The sequence below is a fragment of the Corynebacterium sp. CCUG 61414 genome, from assembly GCF_024453945.1.
GTDB classification, from domain to species: Bacteria; Actinomycetota; Actinomycetes; order Mycobacteriales; family Mycobacteriaceae; genus Corynebacterium; species Corynebacterium pseudogenitalium.
Map to the genome: position 1 here is coordinate 54,290 of NZ_JAGPYU010000003.1, position 16,721 is coordinate 71,010.

The 16,721-nt window shown below is 62.9% G+C and carries 17 protein-coding genes; 13 read left to right on the plus strand and 4 right to left on the minus strand.

The features are described from left to right. The first annotated feature begins 14 nt into the window (after window positions 1-14). Genes KBX14_RS11285 through KBX14_RS03900 form a run of 5 tightly spaced genes read left to right on the plus strand, consistent with a single transcriptional unit; the run spans window position 15 to window position 7,383 of the window. A complete protein-coding gene (locus KBX14_RS11285) occupies window positions 15-1,616 on the plus strand; it encodes an HlyD family efflux transporter periplasmic adaptor subunit (protein ID WP_256041874.1) in 1,602 nt (533 codons plus the stop codon). After that, entirely contained in the window at window positions 1,613-2,875 is a 1,263-nt protein-coding gene (locus KBX14_RS03885) for an ABC transporter permease (RefSeq protein WP_256041875.1), read from the plus strand. Before KBX14_RS11285 ends, KBX14_RS03885 begins: the two co-directional genes overlap by 4 nt. Window positions 2,876-2,898: 23 nt before the next feature. Then, window positions 2,899-4,401: a SulP family inorganic anion transporter gene (locus KBX14_RS03890; RefSeq protein ID WP_256041876.1), complete on the plus strand. Its 1,503-nt coding sequence runs from the start codon at window positions 2,899-2,901 to the stop codon at window positions 4,399-4,401. 52 nt (window positions 4,402-4,453) lie between these two features. Next, entirely contained in the window at window positions 4,454-6,322 is a 1,869-nt protein-coding gene (glmS, locus tag KBX14_RS03895) for a glutamine--fructose-6-phosphate transaminase (isomerizing) (RefSeq protein WP_070363090.1), read from the plus strand. A gap of 17 nt (window positions 6,323-6,339) precedes the next feature. Beyond that, window positions 6,340-7,383 carry an LLM class flavin-dependent oxidoreductase gene (locus KBX14_RS03900; protein ID WP_070363089.1) on the plus strand — a complete coding sequence of 348 codons (1,044 nt, stop codon included), beginning with the start codon at window positions 6,340-6,342 and terminating at the stop codon, window positions 7,381-7,383. On the opposite strand, the gene KBX14_RS03905 is transcribed toward KBX14_RS03900, so the two are convergent. After that, window positions 7,380-8,246, minus strand: coding sequence for a carbohydrate kinase (locus KBX14_RS03905; protein WP_256000506.1), 867 nt, complete (start codon window positions 8,244-8,246; stop codon window positions 7,380-7,382). The genes KBX14_RS03900 and KBX14_RS03905 overlap by 4 nt on opposite strands. A 23-nt stretch (window positions 8,247-8,269) precedes the next feature. On the opposite strand from KBX14_RS03905, the gene KBX14_RS03910 reads away from it, so the two are divergent. The 4 genes from KBX14_RS03910 to KBX14_RS03925 all read left to right on the plus strand — a co-directional run bounded on the left by KBX14_RS03910 (window position 8,270) and on the right by KBX14_RS03925 (window position 12,266). After that, window positions 8,270-9,574, plus strand: a complete 1,305-nt coding sequence (locus KBX14_RS03910) for a glycoside hydrolase family 32 protein (protein ID WP_256041877.1) — start codon at window positions 8,270-8,272, stop codon at window positions 9,572-9,574. Between the two features lie 69 nt (window positions 9,575-9,643). Then, on the plus strand, window positions 9,644-11,626 hold the full coding sequence (locus tag KBX14_RS03915) for a sucrose-specific PTS transporter subunit IIBC (RefSeq protein ID WP_256000508.1): 1,983 nt from the start codon (window positions 9,644-9,646) through the stop codon (window positions 11,624-11,626). Window positions 11,627-11,735: 109 nt separating this feature from the next. Then, window positions 11,736-11,960 carry a hypothetical protein gene (locus KBX14_RS03920; RefSeq protein ID WP_070363085.1) on the plus strand — a complete coding sequence of 75 codons (225 nt, stop codon included), beginning with the start codon at window positions 11,736-11,738 and terminating at the stop codon, window positions 11,958-11,960. A 42-nt stretch (window positions 11,961-12,002) separates the two neighbouring features. Continuing rightward, window positions 12,003-12,266: a hypothetical protein gene (locus KBX14_RS03925; protein ID WP_070363084.1), complete on the plus strand. Its 264-nt coding sequence runs from the start codon at window positions 12,003-12,005 to the stop codon at window positions 12,264-12,266. 70 nt (window positions 12,267-12,336) lie between these two features. Here the strand turns inward: KBX14_RS03925 and KBX14_RS03930 are convergent, their stop codons facing one another. Then, window positions 12,337-13,143, minus strand: a complete 807-nt coding sequence (locus KBX14_RS03930; RefSeq protein WP_070363587.1) for a formate/nitrite transporter family protein — start codon at window positions 13,141-13,143, stop codon at window positions 12,337-12,339. A gap of 256 nt (window positions 13,144-13,399) precedes the next feature. Here KBX14_RS03930 and rplN point away from each other — a divergent pair, with 256 nt between their 5' ends. The 4 genes from rplN to KBX14_RS03950 all read left to right on the plus strand — a co-directional run bounded on the left by rplN (window position 13,400) and on the right by KBX14_RS03950 (window position 15,622). Further along, window positions 13,400-13,768: a 50S ribosomal protein L14 gene (rplN, locus tag KBX14_RS03935; protein ID WP_070363083.1), complete on the plus strand. Its 369-nt coding sequence runs from the start codon at window positions 13,400-13,402 to the stop codon at window positions 13,766-13,768. Between the two features lie 2 nt (window positions 13,769-13,770). Continuing rightward, window positions 13,771-14,085 carry a 50S ribosomal protein L24 gene (gene rplX / locus KBX14_RS03940; RefSeq protein ID WP_070363082.1) on the plus strand — a complete coding sequence of 105 codons (315 nt, stop codon included), beginning with the start codon at window positions 13,771-13,773 and terminating at the stop codon, window positions 14,083-14,085. A 2-nt stretch (window positions 14,086-14,087) separates the two neighbouring features. Continuing rightward, window positions 14,088-14,666, plus strand: a complete 579-nt coding sequence (gene rplE, locus KBX14_RS03945; protein ID WP_070363081.1) for a 50S ribosomal protein L5 — start codon at window positions 14,088-14,090, stop codon at window positions 14,664-14,666. 173 nt (window positions 14,667-14,839) lie between these two features. Then, window positions 14,840-15,622: a formate/nitrite transporter family protein gene (locus tag KBX14_RS03950; RefSeq protein ID WP_070363080.1), complete on the plus strand. Its 783-nt coding sequence runs from the start codon at window positions 14,840-14,842 to the stop codon at window positions 15,620-15,622. Here the strand turns inward: KBX14_RS03950 and fdhD are convergent. Both fdhD and KBX14_RS03960 read right to left on the minus strand, forming a co-directional pair. Next, the gene (gene fdhD / locus KBX14_RS03955) at window positions 15,619-16,446 is read right to left on the minus strand and encodes a formate dehydrogenase accessory sulfurtransferase FdhD (RefSeq protein ID WP_071572775.1); all 828 of its coding nucleotides are present in this window, start codon (window positions 16,444-16,446) and stop codon (window positions 15,619-15,621) included. The two genes, KBX14_RS03950 and fdhD, sit on opposite strands and share 4 nt — an antisense overlap. Beyond that, window positions 16,433-16,720: a DUF6457 domain-containing protein gene (locus KBX14_RS03960; protein ID WP_070976034.1), complete on the minus strand. Its 288-nt coding sequence runs from the start codon at window positions 16,718-16,720 to the stop codon at window positions 16,433-16,435. Before KBX14_RS03960 ends, fdhD begins: the two co-directional genes overlap by 14 nt. Window position 16,721 lies beyond the last annotated feature (1 nt).

The window sequence follows — 16,721 nt, forward strand, 5'->3', positions numbered from 1 at the left end:
CTATCCTTAGCGCTGTGAATAAAGGACTGCGCCGAACGAACCATGTCGTTTCCCGGACCCTTGCCACCGTGGGGCTCGGGCTTTGTATTCTTGCCTCTACCGCTGCGTGCGGGTTTGGGGGCGGTCAGCCGGTCATGGCAGCTGATACGACAGAGCTCGCTCCTCGTGATGTTGCTGCCAAAGTGCCGGTCACCGCGACGGTGGAGGCTGCCACGGTGACCGCGTTGACGACGCACCTGACCGGCCCGGTCACAGCCCTGAACGTGAAGGTGGGGCAGCGCGTTGAGGCCGGCCAGGTCGTTGCGGTCCTGGATACGTCGGGGGTCCAGCGTGAGATTGATGCGCAGCGGGCACAGCAGATTTCGGCGGATGTCGCGGCGCAGAACCAGCTTGAGCAGGCCCAGCAGGCCTACCAGCAGTCGAGCGACGCGATGCAGCGTGGCCTGAACCCACAGGTGACGCAGGCGGAAGCGGCGCTTCGCCAGGCTGATGGCCAGCTGCAGGAGGCTACCGCGGTCTTTGAGCAACGCAAGAAGGCAGTTGCGGCGGGCCTGGACAGCACGCTGCTCACGCAGGCGCAGGGCGTGGACTCGGCGCGTCGTGACGCGCTGACGGCGGCCCTGGAGTCTGTGCGCGGCAACCACAGCATCTTCCAATCTGGGATGGCGCAAGACGATGCTGTGCAGCCGTTGCTGAGCAAACTGGAGGCTGACGAGCGTTTCCGCGGCGCGAAGCACAACCTTTCTGCGGCGCAAAAGGCGTACGATGCCGCCCTCAACGACACCGACGCGGATCTTGCGGCGAAGCAGCGCGCGGTTGCCCAGGCATTTGATGCGAAAGCAGAGGCGGCGGTTGGGCTCGAGGTGGCGAAGCTTGCCGCCCAGCAGCAGCTCGATTCCCAGGCGGCGGCTGTGCAGCAGGCACAGCGTGGGGTGCAGGCGGCGCAGGCGGCAGCTGGCCAGTCAATCGCGCAGCTTGAGGTCGACGTGGCGTCGGGTCAGGTGCGTGCTCCGATCGCGGGTGTGGTCGCGGAGGTAGCGGTGAAGCAGGGGCAAACGCCGACGGGCTATCTGCTCTCGGTGGCGGACCCGAATCGGCTGGTGCTGCGCGCGAGCGTCAAGGAGCTGGACTCGGCGAAGATGCAGCCGGGCGACGCCGTCACGTTCACCACGCCTGGCACCGGCGCGAAGAAGTTTAAGGGCCGTGTGCTAGATGTTTCATCAGTTGCGGAAACGCAGCCCGCGGCGGATGGGGCGTCGGCACAGGCGGCGCGCCCGGAGTTCCCCGTGGAGATCGAGGTTCTGGGTGATACCGAGGGCCTCAAGATCGGCGGGACGGCAAAGGCGCAGATCACCACGGAGTCCGCGAAGGACGTGCTCGCTGTGCCGCGGGAGGCCGTCGTCGATGAGAATGGTAGCTACTCGGTGTACGCGCTGCGCCCGAAGGATGACGGGGACAAGTTCGAGGTAGTGAAGACGCCGGTCAAGGTTGGGCTGGTGTCGGATTCGGATGTGGTCGTAGAGGGCGTCGAGAAGGGGACGCGGGTGCTGAACAAGCCTGCCGAGTATCGCGAACGCGTCGGTGCCACCGTGACCTTGGTTGAGGAGCAGGAGTGAACCCGCGCGAATCTGTCAGGCTCGCTACGGTGAGCCTGCGGGCGAACAAGATGCGCTCGGCGCTGACGCTGCTCGGGGTGATCATTGGCATCGCCTCGGTGATTGCGATTATGACGCTGGGTAAGGCGATGCAGAAGCAGACGCTGGATAGCCTGGAGCAGTTCGGCATTCACGACGTCCACCTCGAAGTCAAGCCCCGCCAAGAGGATGACAGCGAGGCCGCCCGCTATATGTTCCAAGAAATTGACGACGCCTCGAAGCTCACCCCCGACATGTTCGAGGACCTGCGCGCCGAACTCGGGACGCGGGCGAAGGGTATCGCGTTTGAGTTGGATAGCTCGACAGCTCAGGCGACACGCGGGCTGGCGCACGGCACCACGATGGTGAGTTTTGTCAACGCTGACCAGCTGGAGATGCAGAACCTGCCGCTGACCGCCGGGCGATTTCTGACCCAAGACGACATTGAGGCGAACCGCGCCGTGGCGGTGGTCTCGCCGGAGGTTGTGGAGCAGCTGTTCAATAACGACCCTGATTCGGCGATCGGGCAGGAAGTCGAGCTGGACATCGGCGGGCAGTATGCTTCGGTGCAGGTGGTCGGCGCGTACGGGCACTTTGAGAAGCAAGGCGTGCTGGTCGGGGACTTTTCGCAGTCGATGATGGCGGTGCCGTACACGGTGCAGCCGGACATGATGCGCACACCGGTGCCTGGCGTAGACAACGTGAGTGTGCGCGTCGCCGATGGCGCCGACACCGATCAAGTGGCCAAGGACGTCCAGGCGTGGGCGGACCGTGCCTATGAGGACGACCCCGATTACAAGGGGAAAGTGGCCGACATGAAGCGTGACATCGATCAGCTCAACCAGACGTTGACCATGATGAGCGTGGTGGTCTCCGCAATCGGCGGGATCTCGCTACTCGTCGGCGGTATCGGCGTGATGAACATCATGTTGATTACCGTGACGGAGCGCACCCGTGAGATCGGTGTGCGCATGGCGCTCGGGGCGACGCGTCGGATGATCCGCACGCAGTTTGTTACCGAGGCGATGATCGTCTGCCTCATCGGCGGGCTCTTCGGCGTGGTCGTGGGCGCGGGCTTCGGCATGCTTGGCGCGCTCCTGCTCAACGCCTTCGTGCTGCCCCCGATCTCGGCAGTGCTACTCTCACTGGTATTCTCGCTCCTCATTGGCCTGTTCTTCGGCTACTACCCGGCCAACCGCGCCTCGAGAATGAACCCGATCGAAGCCCTGCGCTACGAATAACAACAACGTTTGGAGTGACACATATGGCAGCCACCGTGCTGACCACGGAAAACACGCGCCGATACAAGCCGGAGCCCTCTGTGGTGACCGCCCTGAAAACACCACGCATCCTGACGAAGGAAGTCCTCGCCGGGCTGGTCGTCGCGCTGGCGCTGGTCCCGGAGGCGATCAGCTTCTCAATCATCGCCGGGGTGGACCCGAAGATTGGGCTGTATTCCGCCTTCATCATGGCGATGGTGATTGCGATTACGGGCGGGCGCCCCGCCATGATCTCGGCCGCCACCGGTGCAGTCGCCCTGGTGATTGCGCCACTGGTGAGGGATTACGGCTACGACTACATGGTGGCGGCCATCATGCTTGCCGGGGTGTTTCAGATTCTGTTGGCGATAGCTGGCGTCGCAACACTGATGCGGTTCTTGCCTCGCAGCGTGATGATCGGCTTCGTCAACGCGCTGGCGATCCTCATCTTCGTGGCGCAGCTGCCCGAAATCATCGGCATTCACTGGGCGGTGTACCCGCTGCTGGCGCTGGCCATCGTGATCATGGTGGTGATGCCGAAGTTCACGCAGGCGATCCCGGCGCCGCTTGTGGCGATCCTCGTGGTGACGCTCATCGCGGTCGCAACGAATGCGCCGGTCCCGACGGTCGGGGACCGCGGCGAGCTGCCGAGCAGCCTGCCCGAATTCTTCATCCCGCACGTGCCGCTGACCTGGGAGACGCTTCGGATCATCGCACCGTACTCGCTCGGCGTGGCGCTTGTCGGGCTGATGGAGTCGCTGATGACCGCGAAGCTGATCGACGAAGTCACGGACACGCACTCCAACAAGACTCGCGAGAGCTGGGGGCAGGGCGTCGCGAACATTGTCACCGGCCTGTTCGGCGGGATGGGTGGCTGCGCCATGATCGGCCAGTCCATGATCAACGTGAAGGTCTCGGGGGCTCGCACCCGTATTTCCACCTTCCTGGCGGGCGCGTTCCTGCTGATTTTGATGCTCGCGTTCGGCGAGTACGTCGCCATGATCCCGATGGCTGCGCTGGTTGCCGTGATGGTGATGGTGTCGGTGGGCACGTTCGACTGGCACTCGGTGATGCCGAGCACGCTGCGCAAGCTGCCGGCTTCGGAAACCGTCACGATGCTGATCACGGTTGCAGTGGTGCTGGCGACGAACAACCTGGCTATCGGCGTCGTGGTGGGTGTGCTTGTGGCGTCGGTAATCTTTGTGCGAAACGTCGCCCACCTGGTGGAAGTGACCCGCGAAGTTGTCGACGGCGTGGCTCACTACGTGGTGTCCGGCCAGCTGCTGTTTGCCTCCTCCAACGACCTGACCACTCTGTTCATGTACTCGGAGGACCCCGACGAAGTGGTCGTGGACCTGCACCGCGCGCACGTGTGGGACGCGTCGACGGTCGCGGCGCTCGACAGCATTGAACAAAAGTACGCAGAGCTCGGCAAGCACGTGCGCTTCATCGGCATGAACCCGAGTACCACGGAGTTTCACGGCAAGCTCACGGGCTCGCTGGGATAGGGTTCGGCGGCGTCACTTTTTCAGGAACTACGCCGCGTGTAAAATTCGCCCCATGTGTGGAATCGTTGGATACATAGGTGGCGAGCGTGCACGCGAGCACGACGCCCTCACCGTCATTATTGATGGGCTTCGCAGGCTCGAATACCGCGGTTATGACTCGGCCGGGGTAGCAGTCATGCAGGGCGACACCATCGCGTGCAGGAAGAAGGCAGGCAAGGTCGCGGACCTAGAGCAGGCCATCGCAGAGGCGCCGCTTGCGCCTTCCAACCTGGGCATCGGGCACACCCGGTGGGCAACCCACGGCGGGCCTACCGACGCCAACGCCCACCCCCACGTCGTCGGCGACGGCGCACTGGCCGTGGTGCACAACGGCATCATCGAGAACTTCGCGGCACTTCGTGCTGAGCTGAGCGAGAAGGGCTACACGTTCCGCTCCGAAACTGACACCGAGGTGGCAGCCACGCTGCTGCTGGACATCTTCAATACTGAGGCGAACAAGGACCTCACCGAGGCAATGCGCCTGACCGCCCTGCGACTCGAGGGCGCGTTCACGCTGCTGGCCATCGAGCAGGAATTCCCGGACCGTATCGTTGCGGCGCGCTGGAACTCACCGCTGGTGATCGGCCTGGGCGAGGGTGAGAACTTCCTCAGCTCTGACGTCTCCGGCTTCATCGAGTTCACCCGCGACGCGGTGGAGATGGACAACGGGCAGATCGTCACCCTGACCGCTGACAACTACGACATCATTGACTTCGAAGGCAACCACGCCGAGGGCAGCCCGTTCCGCGTCGAGTGGGACGTCACCGCCGCAGAAAAGGGTGGGTTTGATTCCTTCATGGCGAAGGAGATCCACGACCAACCGGCTGCCGTTCGCGACACGCTGTACGGCCGCTTCGACGCCGAGGGCAAGCTCACGCTCGACGAACTACGTATCGACGAGTCCGTGCTGCGCAGCGTCGACAAGATCATCATCGTGGCCTGCGGTACCGCTGCGTACGCGGGGCACGTGGCGAAGTACGCGATTGAGCACTGGTGCCGCATCCCGACGGAGGTCGAACTGGCGCACGAGTTCCGCTACCGCGACCCGATCGTCACCCCGAACACCCTGGTTGTAGCAATTTCGCAGTCCGGCGAGACCATGGACACCCTCATGGCGGTGCGTCACGCGCGCGAGCAGGGCGCGAAGGTCATCGCGATCTGCAACACGGTCGGCTCCTCCATCCCTCGTGAGGCCGACGCCTCCCTGTACACCTACGCTGGCCCAGAAATCGCAGTGGCGTCGACGAAGGCGTTCATCTCCCAGATCGTGGCGTCCTACCTGTTGGCGCTGTACCTGGCGCAGGTGCGCGGCAACAAGTTCACCGACGAAATCCAGACCATCATTGCTGAGCTGGAGGAGATGCCGGAGAAGATCCAGTGGATCCTGGATAACGAGGCAGAAATCCAGGAACTTGGCCGCGAGCTCGCCGACGCGAAGTCGGTACTCTTCCTCGGCCGCCACGTCGGCTTCCCAGTCGCGCTCGAGGGCGCACTGAAGCTCAAGGAGGTCGCCTACCTGCACTCAGAGGGCTTCGCCGCAGGCGAGCTCAAGCACGGTCCGATCGCGCTGGTTGAGGAAGGGCAGCCGGTGTTCGTCATCGTGCCGTCGAAGCGTTCGCGCCACAACCTGCACGCCAAGGTTGTCTCCAACATTCAGGAAGTCCGCGCGCGTGGTGCCGTCACCATCGTGATCGCGGAGGAGGGCGACGAAGACGTGAACCGCTTCGCCAACCACGTGATCCGCATCCCGCAATCGGCGGGCCTCATGCAGCCCCTCTTGTCGACGATCCCGCTGCAGATCTTCGCCTGCACCGTCGCGCAGGCACGCGGCTTGAACGTGGACCAGCCGCGCAACCTGGCGAAGTCCGTCACGGTGGAGTAGCGCGCTAGAGTGGCCGCATGAAGAAGTTTGGGTTCCTTTCATTCGGTCACCACGCACCACCCGGGCGCCAGGGGATGACCGCGCGCGAGGCGCTGCAGGACACTGTGGAGCTGGCACGCCAGGCGGATGCTATCGGTGTCAACGGCGCATACGTGCGCGTGCATCACTTTGCGCCGCAGTTCGCGTCTCCGATTGCCCTGCTTGGCGCGATGGCGTCGGCGACGAAGCACATTGAGGTGGGCACCGGCGTCGTCGATATGCGCTACGCCAACCCGCTGCAGCTCGCGGAGGACGTCGCCGCGCTCGATTTGCTAAGCGACGGCCGCCTCGCCTTCGGCGTCTCCCGCGGGTCACCGGAGCCTGCCGATAGAGGGTGGCGCGCTTTCGGCTACGAGTCAGAGGCCGCGAACGGTTCTGACCTGGCGCGTGCACATTTCCAGCGTTTCATTTCCGCGCTGCGCGGGGACCCGATGGCGCTCGCCGCATCCCTTGAGGAGCAGTACCCGCAGATGTACCCGCCTGCCAGCCCGCTTGCGGTGTTGCCACACTCCGAGGGGGCGGCGCGCCGGGTGTGGTGGGGCGCAGGTACCTTCGCCAGCGCCGAGCAGGCTGCCCGCGACGGCGTGAACCTGATGAGCTCCACGCTGATTTCGGAAGCCGACGGCCGCAGCCTCGGCGAGCTGCAGGCGGAACAGATTCAGCACTACCGGAAGGCGTGGGCGGCCGCGGGCCACGACTGGGAGCCGCGCGTTTCTGTTTCTCGTTCTATCTTTCCGATCGTGGACGAGGACACCGAGCGGCTCTTCGGACTGCTGGATACCGAGGAACAGATCGGCCAGATTGAGCGTGGTGTGTACACCACGTTCGGCAAGACGTACGCCGCAGAGGCCGACCAGCTCATCGAGGAGCTCGGTAATGACCCAGCAATCCAGGCCTCGGACACGCTGATGCTCACCGTTCCGAACCAGGCCGGGGTGGACGTGTGCATGCAGATCCTGCGCGGGTTCGCCGAGCACGTCGCGCCGGCGCTTGGGTGGGAGCCAGCGTACGCGGCTTCCTAATCCAGCTCGTGGGCGAAGGGGGTGTCTGCACCGGTGCGCGACACCGTGATCGCGGCCGCGCGGGTGGCGAACGTGAGGATCTCGCGCCACTCCTCCTCGTCCAGGGCGAGCAGGCCGTCGCGGTCCAGGCCGCGGGCGTCGAACTGGTGGACCAGCGCCGCCATCACCGTGTCCCCGGCCCCAATCGTGTCCGCGACCGTGACCTTCGGTGAGGGGACCGTGACCGTGCCGAACGGCGCGCGTACCCGCAGGCCGTCGGCGCCGAGCGTGGTCACCACGACTGGCACGTGGGAGGTGTCACCGAGGAACTCGACTTCCTCGTCGGAGAGTTTGAGCACCGTTACGGAATCGAGCAGCCCCCGCAGGAACAGGCGGTGTTTCTCGGAGGCGAACGCCGGGCGGATATTCGGGTCCAGGCAGACGATCGCGCCGTGCTTTGCCGACTCAGAGGCGGCCTCCGCGTAACGCAGCGACGCGGGCTCTAGCGCCAGGGACAGGGTCCCGAACACCGCGTAGCCCTCCTGAACCGGGACCGGCTGTGCGAAGCGGTCGGCGGTGCCGTCGACGTAGAACGTGTACGTTGCAGAGCCGTTCTCCGCCAGGGCGGTGACAGCAAGGGTGGTGGGCTCGTCGCCGCGGCCGCAGTTGGTGAGGTCCACGTGGGCGTCGAGAAGCGATTGGGCGAGTGCCTCCCCGAAGTTGTCACGAGACAACCGTGACTGGAAGGAGACGTCTGCGCCGAGTCGGCCCAGAGCTCGGGCCACATTGAACGGGCCGCCACCGAGCGCGGGCACCAGCGGCGCGAGCGGGGAACGGTCCTGGGGGACAAGGTCAACGAGGGCTTCGCCGTACACAGTGATCATGGTTCCACCGTAGACTAAGTCGCATGACGTACCGGCCAACATTTCACCTGTCCCCGCCGCAAGGGCGCCTCAACGACCCGAACGGCGTCACGCTCATCGGCGACCAACTCCACGTGTTTTACCAGCATGATCCGTGCTTTCCGCACGCTGCGAAGCGCACCGGTTGGGGCCACGCCGTCACCACAATTGGGGGTGAGGAGAGCCTGGGCCAGTGGCGCCACCTTCCGGACGCGCTGTATCCGGACTTCCCGTACGACACGCACGGGTGCTACTCCGGGTCCTCCGTGGTCCACGACGGTGAGGTCATGCTGTTTTACACCGGCAACGTGAAGGAGGATGGGCGCCGCCTGACCACGCAGAACCTGGTCCGCGTTGAGGACTTGGAGGGCCCGATGGGCGGTGTGTACCACCGTGCGCCGGAGAATCCGCTCATTGACGGCCCAGCCCTCGGCTTTACCGCCCACTACCGGGACCCGCACGTCACTCAGAATGAGGACGGCTCCTGGCGCATGGTGCTCGGTGCGCAGCGTGAGGAGGAGCGCGGCGCGGTGGTGCTCTACGAGTCACCGGACCTGGTGAACTGGTCGTTTGCTGGCGCGCTGCAGTTCGAGGGGCTGGACCCGCGCGTTGAGGCCGCCTACATGTGGGAGTGCCCGAACCTGCTGCGGATGCGTGACCACGCGACGGGGCAGTGGCGCGAGGTGCTGGTGCTGTGCCCGCAGTACCCGGGCTCGGACGAGTGCGGCTACGTCGTGGGCACGCTGGATGGGCTGTGGTTCCGCGTGGAGTCGCAGTTCCGCCCGTTGGACTTTGGGCATCAGTTTTACGCGCCGCAGATGGTCGCCGAGGGCGATGGCGATGCGCTGTTGCTCGGCTGGATGGGCCTGCCCGCCCGCGACGACACGCCCACGCTCGAAGCGGAGGGCTGGGTGCACCAGCTGACGTTGCCTCGCAGGCTCCAACTTGTCGACGGCCAGCTTCGCACCGAACTCCTTCTCCCAACCGATCCCGCGGGGATGGTCGTGCACCGCGAAGTTCTCAGGGGACAGCCGTGGGAGGCCGACCTGGTCGACGATGCCGGTGGCGTTGGTGCTCACGTGGCGTGGCGGCCTGGCGAAGCCGGGCGTGGAACAGTGAGCGTGACGGTCGGCGGTGACGAGCGCCGCGCCCAATGCGCGCAGGGCGAACTCGTGGTGTGCGCTGACGGGGCGGCGCTCGAAGTTGTTGCCGGAGACGGGGAAGTGGCGTTCTCCTCGGCGGTCTTCGGTACTGAGGGAGCCCCATGGGTCGCTGTGGAAGTACGTGAAATCGGCCACAACCGGGGGTAATCGGACGCAAGTAAGCTGATTTATGCCCGTATAGATGTTTGACTGTGTGGGAAGAGAAAGGATTCCCACATGGACCACAAAGAAGTAGCCCGGCGGGTCCTCGCCGGGGTAGGGGGCGAGGAAAACATCGTTGGCGTCGCCCACTGCGCGACGCGACTGCGTTTCGTGCTTAAGGACGTCGACAAGGTTGCGCAGGATACGCTGGAGAACGACCCTGATTTGAAGGGCACGTTCGCAACCGGCGGCATGTTCCAGATCATCGTCGGCCCCGGCGACGTAGATATTGTCTTTGATCAGCTCAACAGCATGACCAGCAAGAGCATTGCTGTCTCCACGGAAGACCTGAAGGAAGTAGCGGCGAACCAGGGCAACTGGTTTACGCGCTTCATTAAGGTCTTTTCTGACATCTTCGTGCCGCTGATCCCAATCCTGGTTGGCGGCGGTCTGCTCATGGCGCTCAACAACGTCCTGACCGCCGAGGGGTTGTTCGGGGAGAACTCCCTGGTGGGGATGTTCCCGCAGATCCAGGGCCTGACGGAGATCATCAACGTGCTGGCCTCCGCACCGTTCGCGTTCCTGCCAGTGCTGGTGGGGTACTCCGCGACGAAGCGCTTCGGTGGCAACGAATACCTCGGCGCCGGCATGGGCATGGCGATGGTGCACCCGGCGTTGGTCAACGGCTACGACGTGGCGAACTCCGTAGCCGACGGCACGATGCCGTTCTGGGACCTGTTCGGCCTGCCTGTCGCGCAGGCGGGTTACCAGGGTGCGGTGCTGCCGGTGCTGGCGGTCGCGTGGATCTTGGCAACGATCGAGAAGTGGTTCCACAAGCGTCTGAAGGGTACGGCGGACTTCCTGATTACTCCGCTGGCAACCCTGCTGATTACGGGCTTCATTACCTTCATCGCCGTCGGCCCGTTTGTCCGCTGGCTCGGTGACCTGCTGATTGTCGGCCTCTCCAGCCTGTACGACTTCGGTGGCCCAATCGGTGGCCTGCTCTTCGGTCTGGTGTACTCGCCGATCGTGATCACTGGCCTGCACCAGTCCTTCCCGCCAATCGAGCTCGAGCTGTTTAATCAGGGCGGCTCCTTCATCTTCCCGACGGCCTCCATGGCGAACATCGCGCAAGGCGCAGTGGCCCTTGCCGTGTACTTCCTGGCGCGCAACGCAAAGCTCAAAGGTCTAGCTGGTTCCTCGGGCATCTCGGCCGTATTTGGTATCACGGAACCCGCCATCTTCGGCGTCAACCTGCGCCTCCGCTGGCCCTTCTTTATCGGCCTCGGCGCGGCCGGTATTGGTGCAATGCTGATTGCGATCTTTGATGTCAAGGCAGTTGCGCTTGGTGCGGCGGGCTTTATCGGCGTGGTCTCCATCCGCGCGAATGACATGGTGACCTTCCTGATCCTCGGTGTCATTACGTTCGTGATCGCCTTCGTGGCGGCCTACGGGTACGGGCGCTACCTGGTGGGCAAGCATGGCAGCATCGATCCGGACGCAACCGAGGATCCAGCCGCCGATGCCGCTGCCGAGCAAGCGCTGCTCGAGGCGTCCGACGAGGCGCTCCACGTCGTGGCGCCACTCGAGGGCAACGCCGTGCCGCTTGCGACGGTCAGTGACCCGATGTTTGCCCAGGGCAAGCTGGGGAACGGCGTGGCAATCGTGCCGACGGTTGGAGAGCTGCGCGCACCCGTCGCCGGTACGGTTGCGGTCACGTTCCCGTCCGGCCACGCCTACGCAATCCGCGCCAAGGGGACCGATGGCAAGAACGTGGACATCCTTATGCACATCGGCTTCGACACGGTGAACCTCAAGGGCGAGCACTTCACCGCACACGTGGAGAAAGGTGACGTCGTGGAAGCAGGCCAGCTCCTCGCGACGTTCGATATCGATGCCATCCGCGACGCAGGATACGAAGTGACGACTCCGGTCGTTGTCTCGAATACGAAGCGGGTAGGGGAGATTGGGGCGTCGAGAAGCCTTCCTGCAGACACGAAGTTTGGCGATGCCCTCTTCTTCGTCGAGCCGAAAAAGATAGCTGAAGAAGCAAAATAAAAGTTTTTTAGAAAACTGGCAACAACCTTAAATTGGTCTGTTAATCTGTTGGTGTCTTGTTCAGCGCGCTAGCTCACAAGGGTCTAGCGGACATCACAGGAGGAAAACTATGAAACTTCGTCGCATTCTCGCCGCAGGCCTCGTGGCTTCCGCTCTTGCAGTGGGCGCACCGGTCGCACAGGCAGCACAGCCAGCGCCAGAACCGCTGGCAGGTGTCCTGCACGAGCTGAAGCGCCTCGGTGGCTACCAGGCACAGAACCTGATCCTCGTGCCTGCACTGCTGTCCTCTTTGGGCTTCCTGACGAACATCGCGACGTCTTCGCAGCGCGTCTAAATCCCACCCATTCACCCGAGACCATAGAGAGAGAACGTAAGAATGAAACTTCGTAACGCAATTGCAGTTGCCGCTTCTGTTGTTGTCCTGTCTGGCGTTGTTGCTACCGATGCAAGTGCTGCACAGTACCCAGAGCCGCTGAACAACGTCATGAACGAGCTGCGCAACTTCGCTGGCCCGCAGGGTCCGAACCTGCTGCTGGTTCCGGCTGTGCTTTCGTCCATCGGTGTCGTCAACATGGCCGTTGTGGTCATCCTGTCGATCGTTGCTGCGGCAACCGGCGTGGGCATCGCTGCTTCGAGCTAAGTGCTCACCGAGCAATAACGAACGCCCCCTTCCCTTCGCGGGAACGGGGCGTTTTCTTTCTGCTTGGGGGTTAGCGGCGTGTCGCCAGCGGGGTTGCCGGGGTGCCGCCCTTGTTTAGCCAAGCATAGACGCCGCCCATGATGAGGCCACCACCGATGTAGTTGCCGACCCACACGATGAGCCAGTTCATCAGGCCATTCGTCAGTGTGAACCCGGCGAAGTGCTCGGCGCCGATGCCGTAGCCCGCCAGGGAGAAGACGACGAAGCTGGCGATGGAGTGCTCGTACCCCATTGCGGCGAATGCGGGAACGATCAGCATGATGGCGAGGAACTTCGCGGTGAAGTCCTTGCCAGCCTGGATGGCGAGCAGCACGCCGATGTTGACCACGATGTTGGCGAAAATGCCTTCCATGAACAGCAAGCTGTCCGGCTTCGCGAGCTTGGTCTCAACGGTCGCGGCGAGGAAGCTGTCCATCCCGATCGGCTGGAACGCCGTGGCGTGCACCAGGAATACCGCGGTGATGAGGACGCCGAGCAGGTTGAAGATGGTGCAGGTGGAGACCATCAGGAAGCCCTTGAGCCAGGGGAGGCGTCCCGAGGCGCTGCCGTAGGTCATGAACATCATGTTGCCGGTGGCGAGCTCCGCACCCAGGACAACGATGACGTACAGCGAGAGGCAGAAGATAGCTGCGAACACGAAGCGGCCGTAGCCGGGGGCGCTGCTTTCTACTTGGGTGGAGGCGACGGTGGCGAAGGCCGTCATGATCGTCAAAAACATGCCGGCGAGCATGGAGCGTACCGCGAACTTGGGGAGTTCGTAGGTGTAGAGGTACGACTTGAAGCCGATTGAATCCGCAAGTGTGCCATCGAAGTTCATAGGTATGACCATACCAAAGGTCAGAACCGGGCACGAATCCACACAACCAAAAGTCGCGGTTTGCAGGCGCGCATGTTCCGTGCTTTAATATTCCAGTTGTCCGTTGCTGCGTGTTTGTTCTGCGCGTTTCCGAGCTGAGCATGTACGCCTGCGGTGCCGAAGGCGCCGTCGACAAGCGAAAAGACATCGAAGACATTGACCACGTGCGTATAGGACGGAAATCTAACGCACATCGACCCAGGTCAGGAGACCAATAGTGATTCAGAAGGAATCGCGCCTGAAGGTCGCCGACAACACCGGTGCACGTGAAATTCTGTGCATCCGTGTCCTCGGCGGATCCGTTCGGCGCTTCGCCGGCATCGGCGATACGATCGTCGCCACTGTGAAGGAAGCTGCCCCAGGCGGCAACGTTAAGGAAGGCGAAGTCGTTAAGGCTGTCATCGTTCGCGCGAAGAAGGAGACCCGTCGTCCGGACGGTTCCTACATCGCGTTCGACGAGAACGCTGCAGTGCTGATCAAGAACGACACCGAGCCACGCGGCACCCGTATCTTCGGCCCAGTTGCTCGCGAGCTGCGCGACAAGAAGTTCATGAAGATCGTTTCTCTCGCACCGGAGGTGATCTAGGGATGAAAATCAAAAAGGGCGATATGGTCCAGGTCATCTCTGGCAAGGATAAGGGCGCGCAGGGCAAGGTTATTGAGGCATACCCGAAGCGTCAGCGCGTTCTCGTTGAAGGCGTGAACCGCATGAAGAAGCACGTCGCGAACTCCTACAACGAGCGCGGCGCAGAGTCCGGCGGCATTGTCACCCAGGAAGCTCCGATCCACGTCTCCAACGTGATGGTCCTGGATTCCGACGGCAAGCCGACGCGCGTGGGCTACCGTTTCGACGAAAACGGCAAGAAGGTCCGCGTTGCAAAGTCGAACGGGAAGGACATCTAAGCATGGCTGAGAACTACACCCCTCGTCTGAAGACCCAGTACAAAGAGGACATCCGTACCAAGCTCAACGATGAGTTCAAGTACGACAACGTCATGCAGATCCCAGGTCTGACCAAGATTGTTGTCAACATGGGTGTCGGCGACGCTGCACGTGACTCCAAGGTCATCAACGGCGCACTCGAGGACCTCGCCGCGATCACCGGCCAGAAGCCACAGCTTCGCCGCGCGAAGAAGTCCATCGCTAACTTCAAGCTCCGTGAAGGCATGCCGATCGGCGCGAAGGTCACCCTCCGCGGCGACCGCATGTGGGAGTTCCTGGACCGCCTGCTGACGGTTGCTCTGCCACGTATTCGTGACTTCCGTGGCCTCAGCGACAAGCAGTTCGACGGTGCAGGCAACTACACCTTCGGCCTGACCGAACAGACGATGTTCTACGAAATCGACATCGACAAGATCGATCGCGTCCGCGGTATGGACATCACTGTCGTCACCACCGCAACGAACGACGACGAGGGCCGCGCACTCCTGCGCCACCTCGGCTTCCCGTTCGCTGACAAGGATGGCAAGATGCAGCGCGCATAACGCGTCACTGCTTTTCGACGAACACCCCTGCGACCCAACCGGGTTGCGGGGGTGTACGTCTTTTGGGGGAACCTGCAGAGCACACCCGAAAAGTACGCATGTACTGCTTTTGGGAAACGTCGGATAGACTGACATTCTGCAACAATCTCTCAGGTGAATTTGAGGAGGCCACAATGGCTTTGCAAGAAATGGTCCACGCTGGGGCCAAAAAGAAAGAGCAGCTTCTCGATAATGAGATGCCACGGTTTTTCGTCCGCGCGATTCTCGCCGGCATTTACCTGACCGCCGGTACGGCGTTCGCCGCGGTGGCGGGAAATGCGGTCAATGAATATGCGCCGGGGCTCGGCTCGGTTGTGTTCGCCTTGCTGTTCGGGCTTGGCCTGTTCGCGATCGTCATCCTGAACGCGGAGCTTGCAACGGGCGACATGATGTTTGCGTCCTGGGCGGCGACAGACAAGGTGTTCAGCTGGGGCAAGGGTATTTGGCTCGTCGTTGTGGTGACGGTGGCGAACCTGATCGGTGCGATCATTTTCGCGGCTGTGATGAGCCAGTCGGCCAAGTTCGGCTCGATGGATAACAGCCACCTGATTGTCACTCTGGTTGAGGGCAAGTTGGCGAAGCCGTTCTTCGGCGCACTGCTTGAGGCGATCTTCGCGAACTTCATTGTCAACATGGCGATTGTTGGTGCGCTGCTGGCGAAGGAGTTCATCTCCAAGTTCGTCGTGATCCTGCCACTGATCGCTATCTTCGTTGGCCTGGGCCTCGAGCACGTTATTGCGAACTTCTCGCTGTTCTCCCTGGCGTTCCTGTCCAGCACGCCACCTGAGGGATTCACCGCCGCTGCAATCCTGAGCAACTGGGTTGCTGTGTGGATCGGCAACTTCATCGGCGGTGGCCTGTGCATCGGCGGTGTCTACGCTTGGTTGAACAAGACGAAGACGGTGTACAAGGACTAGTCTGCAAGCTCCCCGGAGTACAGATTGAAGCGCTCGCCGCGCACAAAGCCGGCGAGCGCCATTTTTGTTTCGCGGGCCAGTTCGACGGCAAGGGAGGATGCCGCAGAGACCGCAACCATTGCCGGGAAGCCCGCCATCGCGGCCTTTTGCACAAGCTCGAATGACGCACGTGAGCTGACAACTAGGATCAGGTCGCTGGCTGGCAGGAGCCCTTCGAGTAGTAGGTGGCCAATGACTTTGTCGGTCGCGTTGTGTCGACCGATGTCCTCGCGGATTACTACAGGTTCGCCGTCAAAGGTAAACGCACCGGCCGCGTGGATGCCGCCTGTCTTACGGAACTGCTTTTGGCCGGTTGCAAGGGCGCCGGGTAATCGCATCACCAGGTCCGGGTCCAAGCGGACGGGAGTGATTGGCGCGGGCACCTTGCCCATGATGTCGTCGATCGACTGCGTGCCGCACACGCCGCATGCGCTCGTGGTAGTGGTCAGGCGAATGAACTGCGGTGCAGCGGGGGAGGCCGCGGGCCCGAGGTCGATGTCGAGCGTGTTGTACGTGTTTTCGCCGTTCGGCCCGACCGCACCCGCGCAGTAGCGCGCGGAACGAACGTCCTCTGCGCTGCTGATCAGTCCCTCCGCGAACATCCAGCCGTGTGCCAGCTCGACGTCGTGGCCGGGGGTCCGCATCGTGGTGGTTAGCGTGTCGCCGGTGGCGCGGATCGCCAGCGGCTCTTCCACGGTGACGGTATCGGCGCGGGTATCGCGCGCGAAGCCGCTGTCGGTGCGGGTGACTTTCGTGACGGCGAAGCGTCGATTAATCCTGCTCATACGTTTCCAGGAGCTTCGCTACCTTGGCAAGCGCCGCGCGCGTCGTTGCTGCGTCTGCATCAGTATCGCCCTGGAGCGCCGCACCGGTTGCGACGCCTACGACGAACGCCGTCGTTGGAGCCGCCGGGCGCGACGGGCCGTTGTGCGCGACGTCCGCTGTCATCTTCAGAATGTCGCCGACCAGCGAGCGCGTGAGATCCGGGGAAACGCCGAGCGTTCGGGAGACCTCTTCGAGCCACTCGTGTGTTGATTGCAAACCTTCGTTGTTAGCCATG

Excerpts from the sequence above, each read along its gene's own strand:
- KBX14_RS03890 (WP_256041876.1), top strand. The coding sequence starts at position 2,899 with ATGGCAGCCACCGTGCTGACCACGGAAAACACGCGCCGATACAAGCCG.
- glmS (WP_070363090.1), top strand. The coding sequence starts at position 4,454 with ATGTGTGGAATCGTTGGATACATAGGTGGCGAGCGTGCACGCGAGCAC.
- KBX14_RS03900 (WP_070363089.1), top strand. The coding sequence starts at position 6,340 with ATGAAGAAGTTTGGGTTCCTTTCATTCGGTCACCACGCACCACCCGGG.
- KBX14_RS03905 (WP_256000506.1), bottom strand. The coding sequence starts at position 8,246 with ATGATCACTGTGTACGGCGAAGCCCTCGTTGACCTTGTCCCCCAGGAC.
- KBX14_RS03910 (WP_256041877.1), top strand. The coding sequence starts at position 8,270 with ATGACGTACCGGCCAACATTTCACCTGTCCCCGCCGCAAGGGCGCCTC.
- KBX14_RS03915 (WP_256000508.1), top strand. The coding sequence starts at position 9,644 with ATGGACCACAAAGAAGTAGCCCGGCGGGTCCTCGCCGGGGTAGGGGGC.
- KBX14_RS03920 (WP_070363085.1), top strand. The coding sequence starts at position 11,736 with ATGAAACTTCGTCGCATTCTCGCCGCAGGCCTCGTGGCTTCCGCTCTT.
- KBX14_RS03925 (WP_070363084.1), top strand. The coding sequence starts at position 12,003 with ATGAAACTTCGTAACGCAATTGCAGTTGCCGCTTCTGTTGTTGTCCTG.
- KBX14_RS03930 (WP_070363587.1), bottom strand. The coding sequence starts at position 13,143 with ATGAACTTCGATGGCACACTTGCGGATTCAATCGGCTTCAAGTCGTAC.
- rplX (WP_070363082.1), top strand. The coding sequence starts at position 13,771 with ATGAAAATCAAAAAGGGCGATATGGTCCAGGTCATCTCTGGCAAGGAT.
- rplE (WP_070363081.1), top strand. The coding sequence starts at position 14,088 with ATGGCTGAGAACTACACCCCTCGTCTGAAGACCCAGTACAAAGAGGAC.
- KBX14_RS03950 (WP_070363080.1), top strand. The coding sequence starts at position 14,840 with ATGGCTTTGCAAGAAATGGTCCACGCTGGGGCCAAAAAGAAAGAGCAG.
- fdhD (WP_071572775.1), bottom strand. The coding sequence starts at position 16,446 with ATGAGCAGGATTAATCGACGCTTCGCCGTCACGAAAGTCACCCGCACC.
- KBX14_RS03960 (WP_070976034.1), bottom strand. The coding sequence starts at position 16,720 with ATGGCTAACAACGAAGGTTTGCAATCAACACACGAGTGGCTCGAAGAG.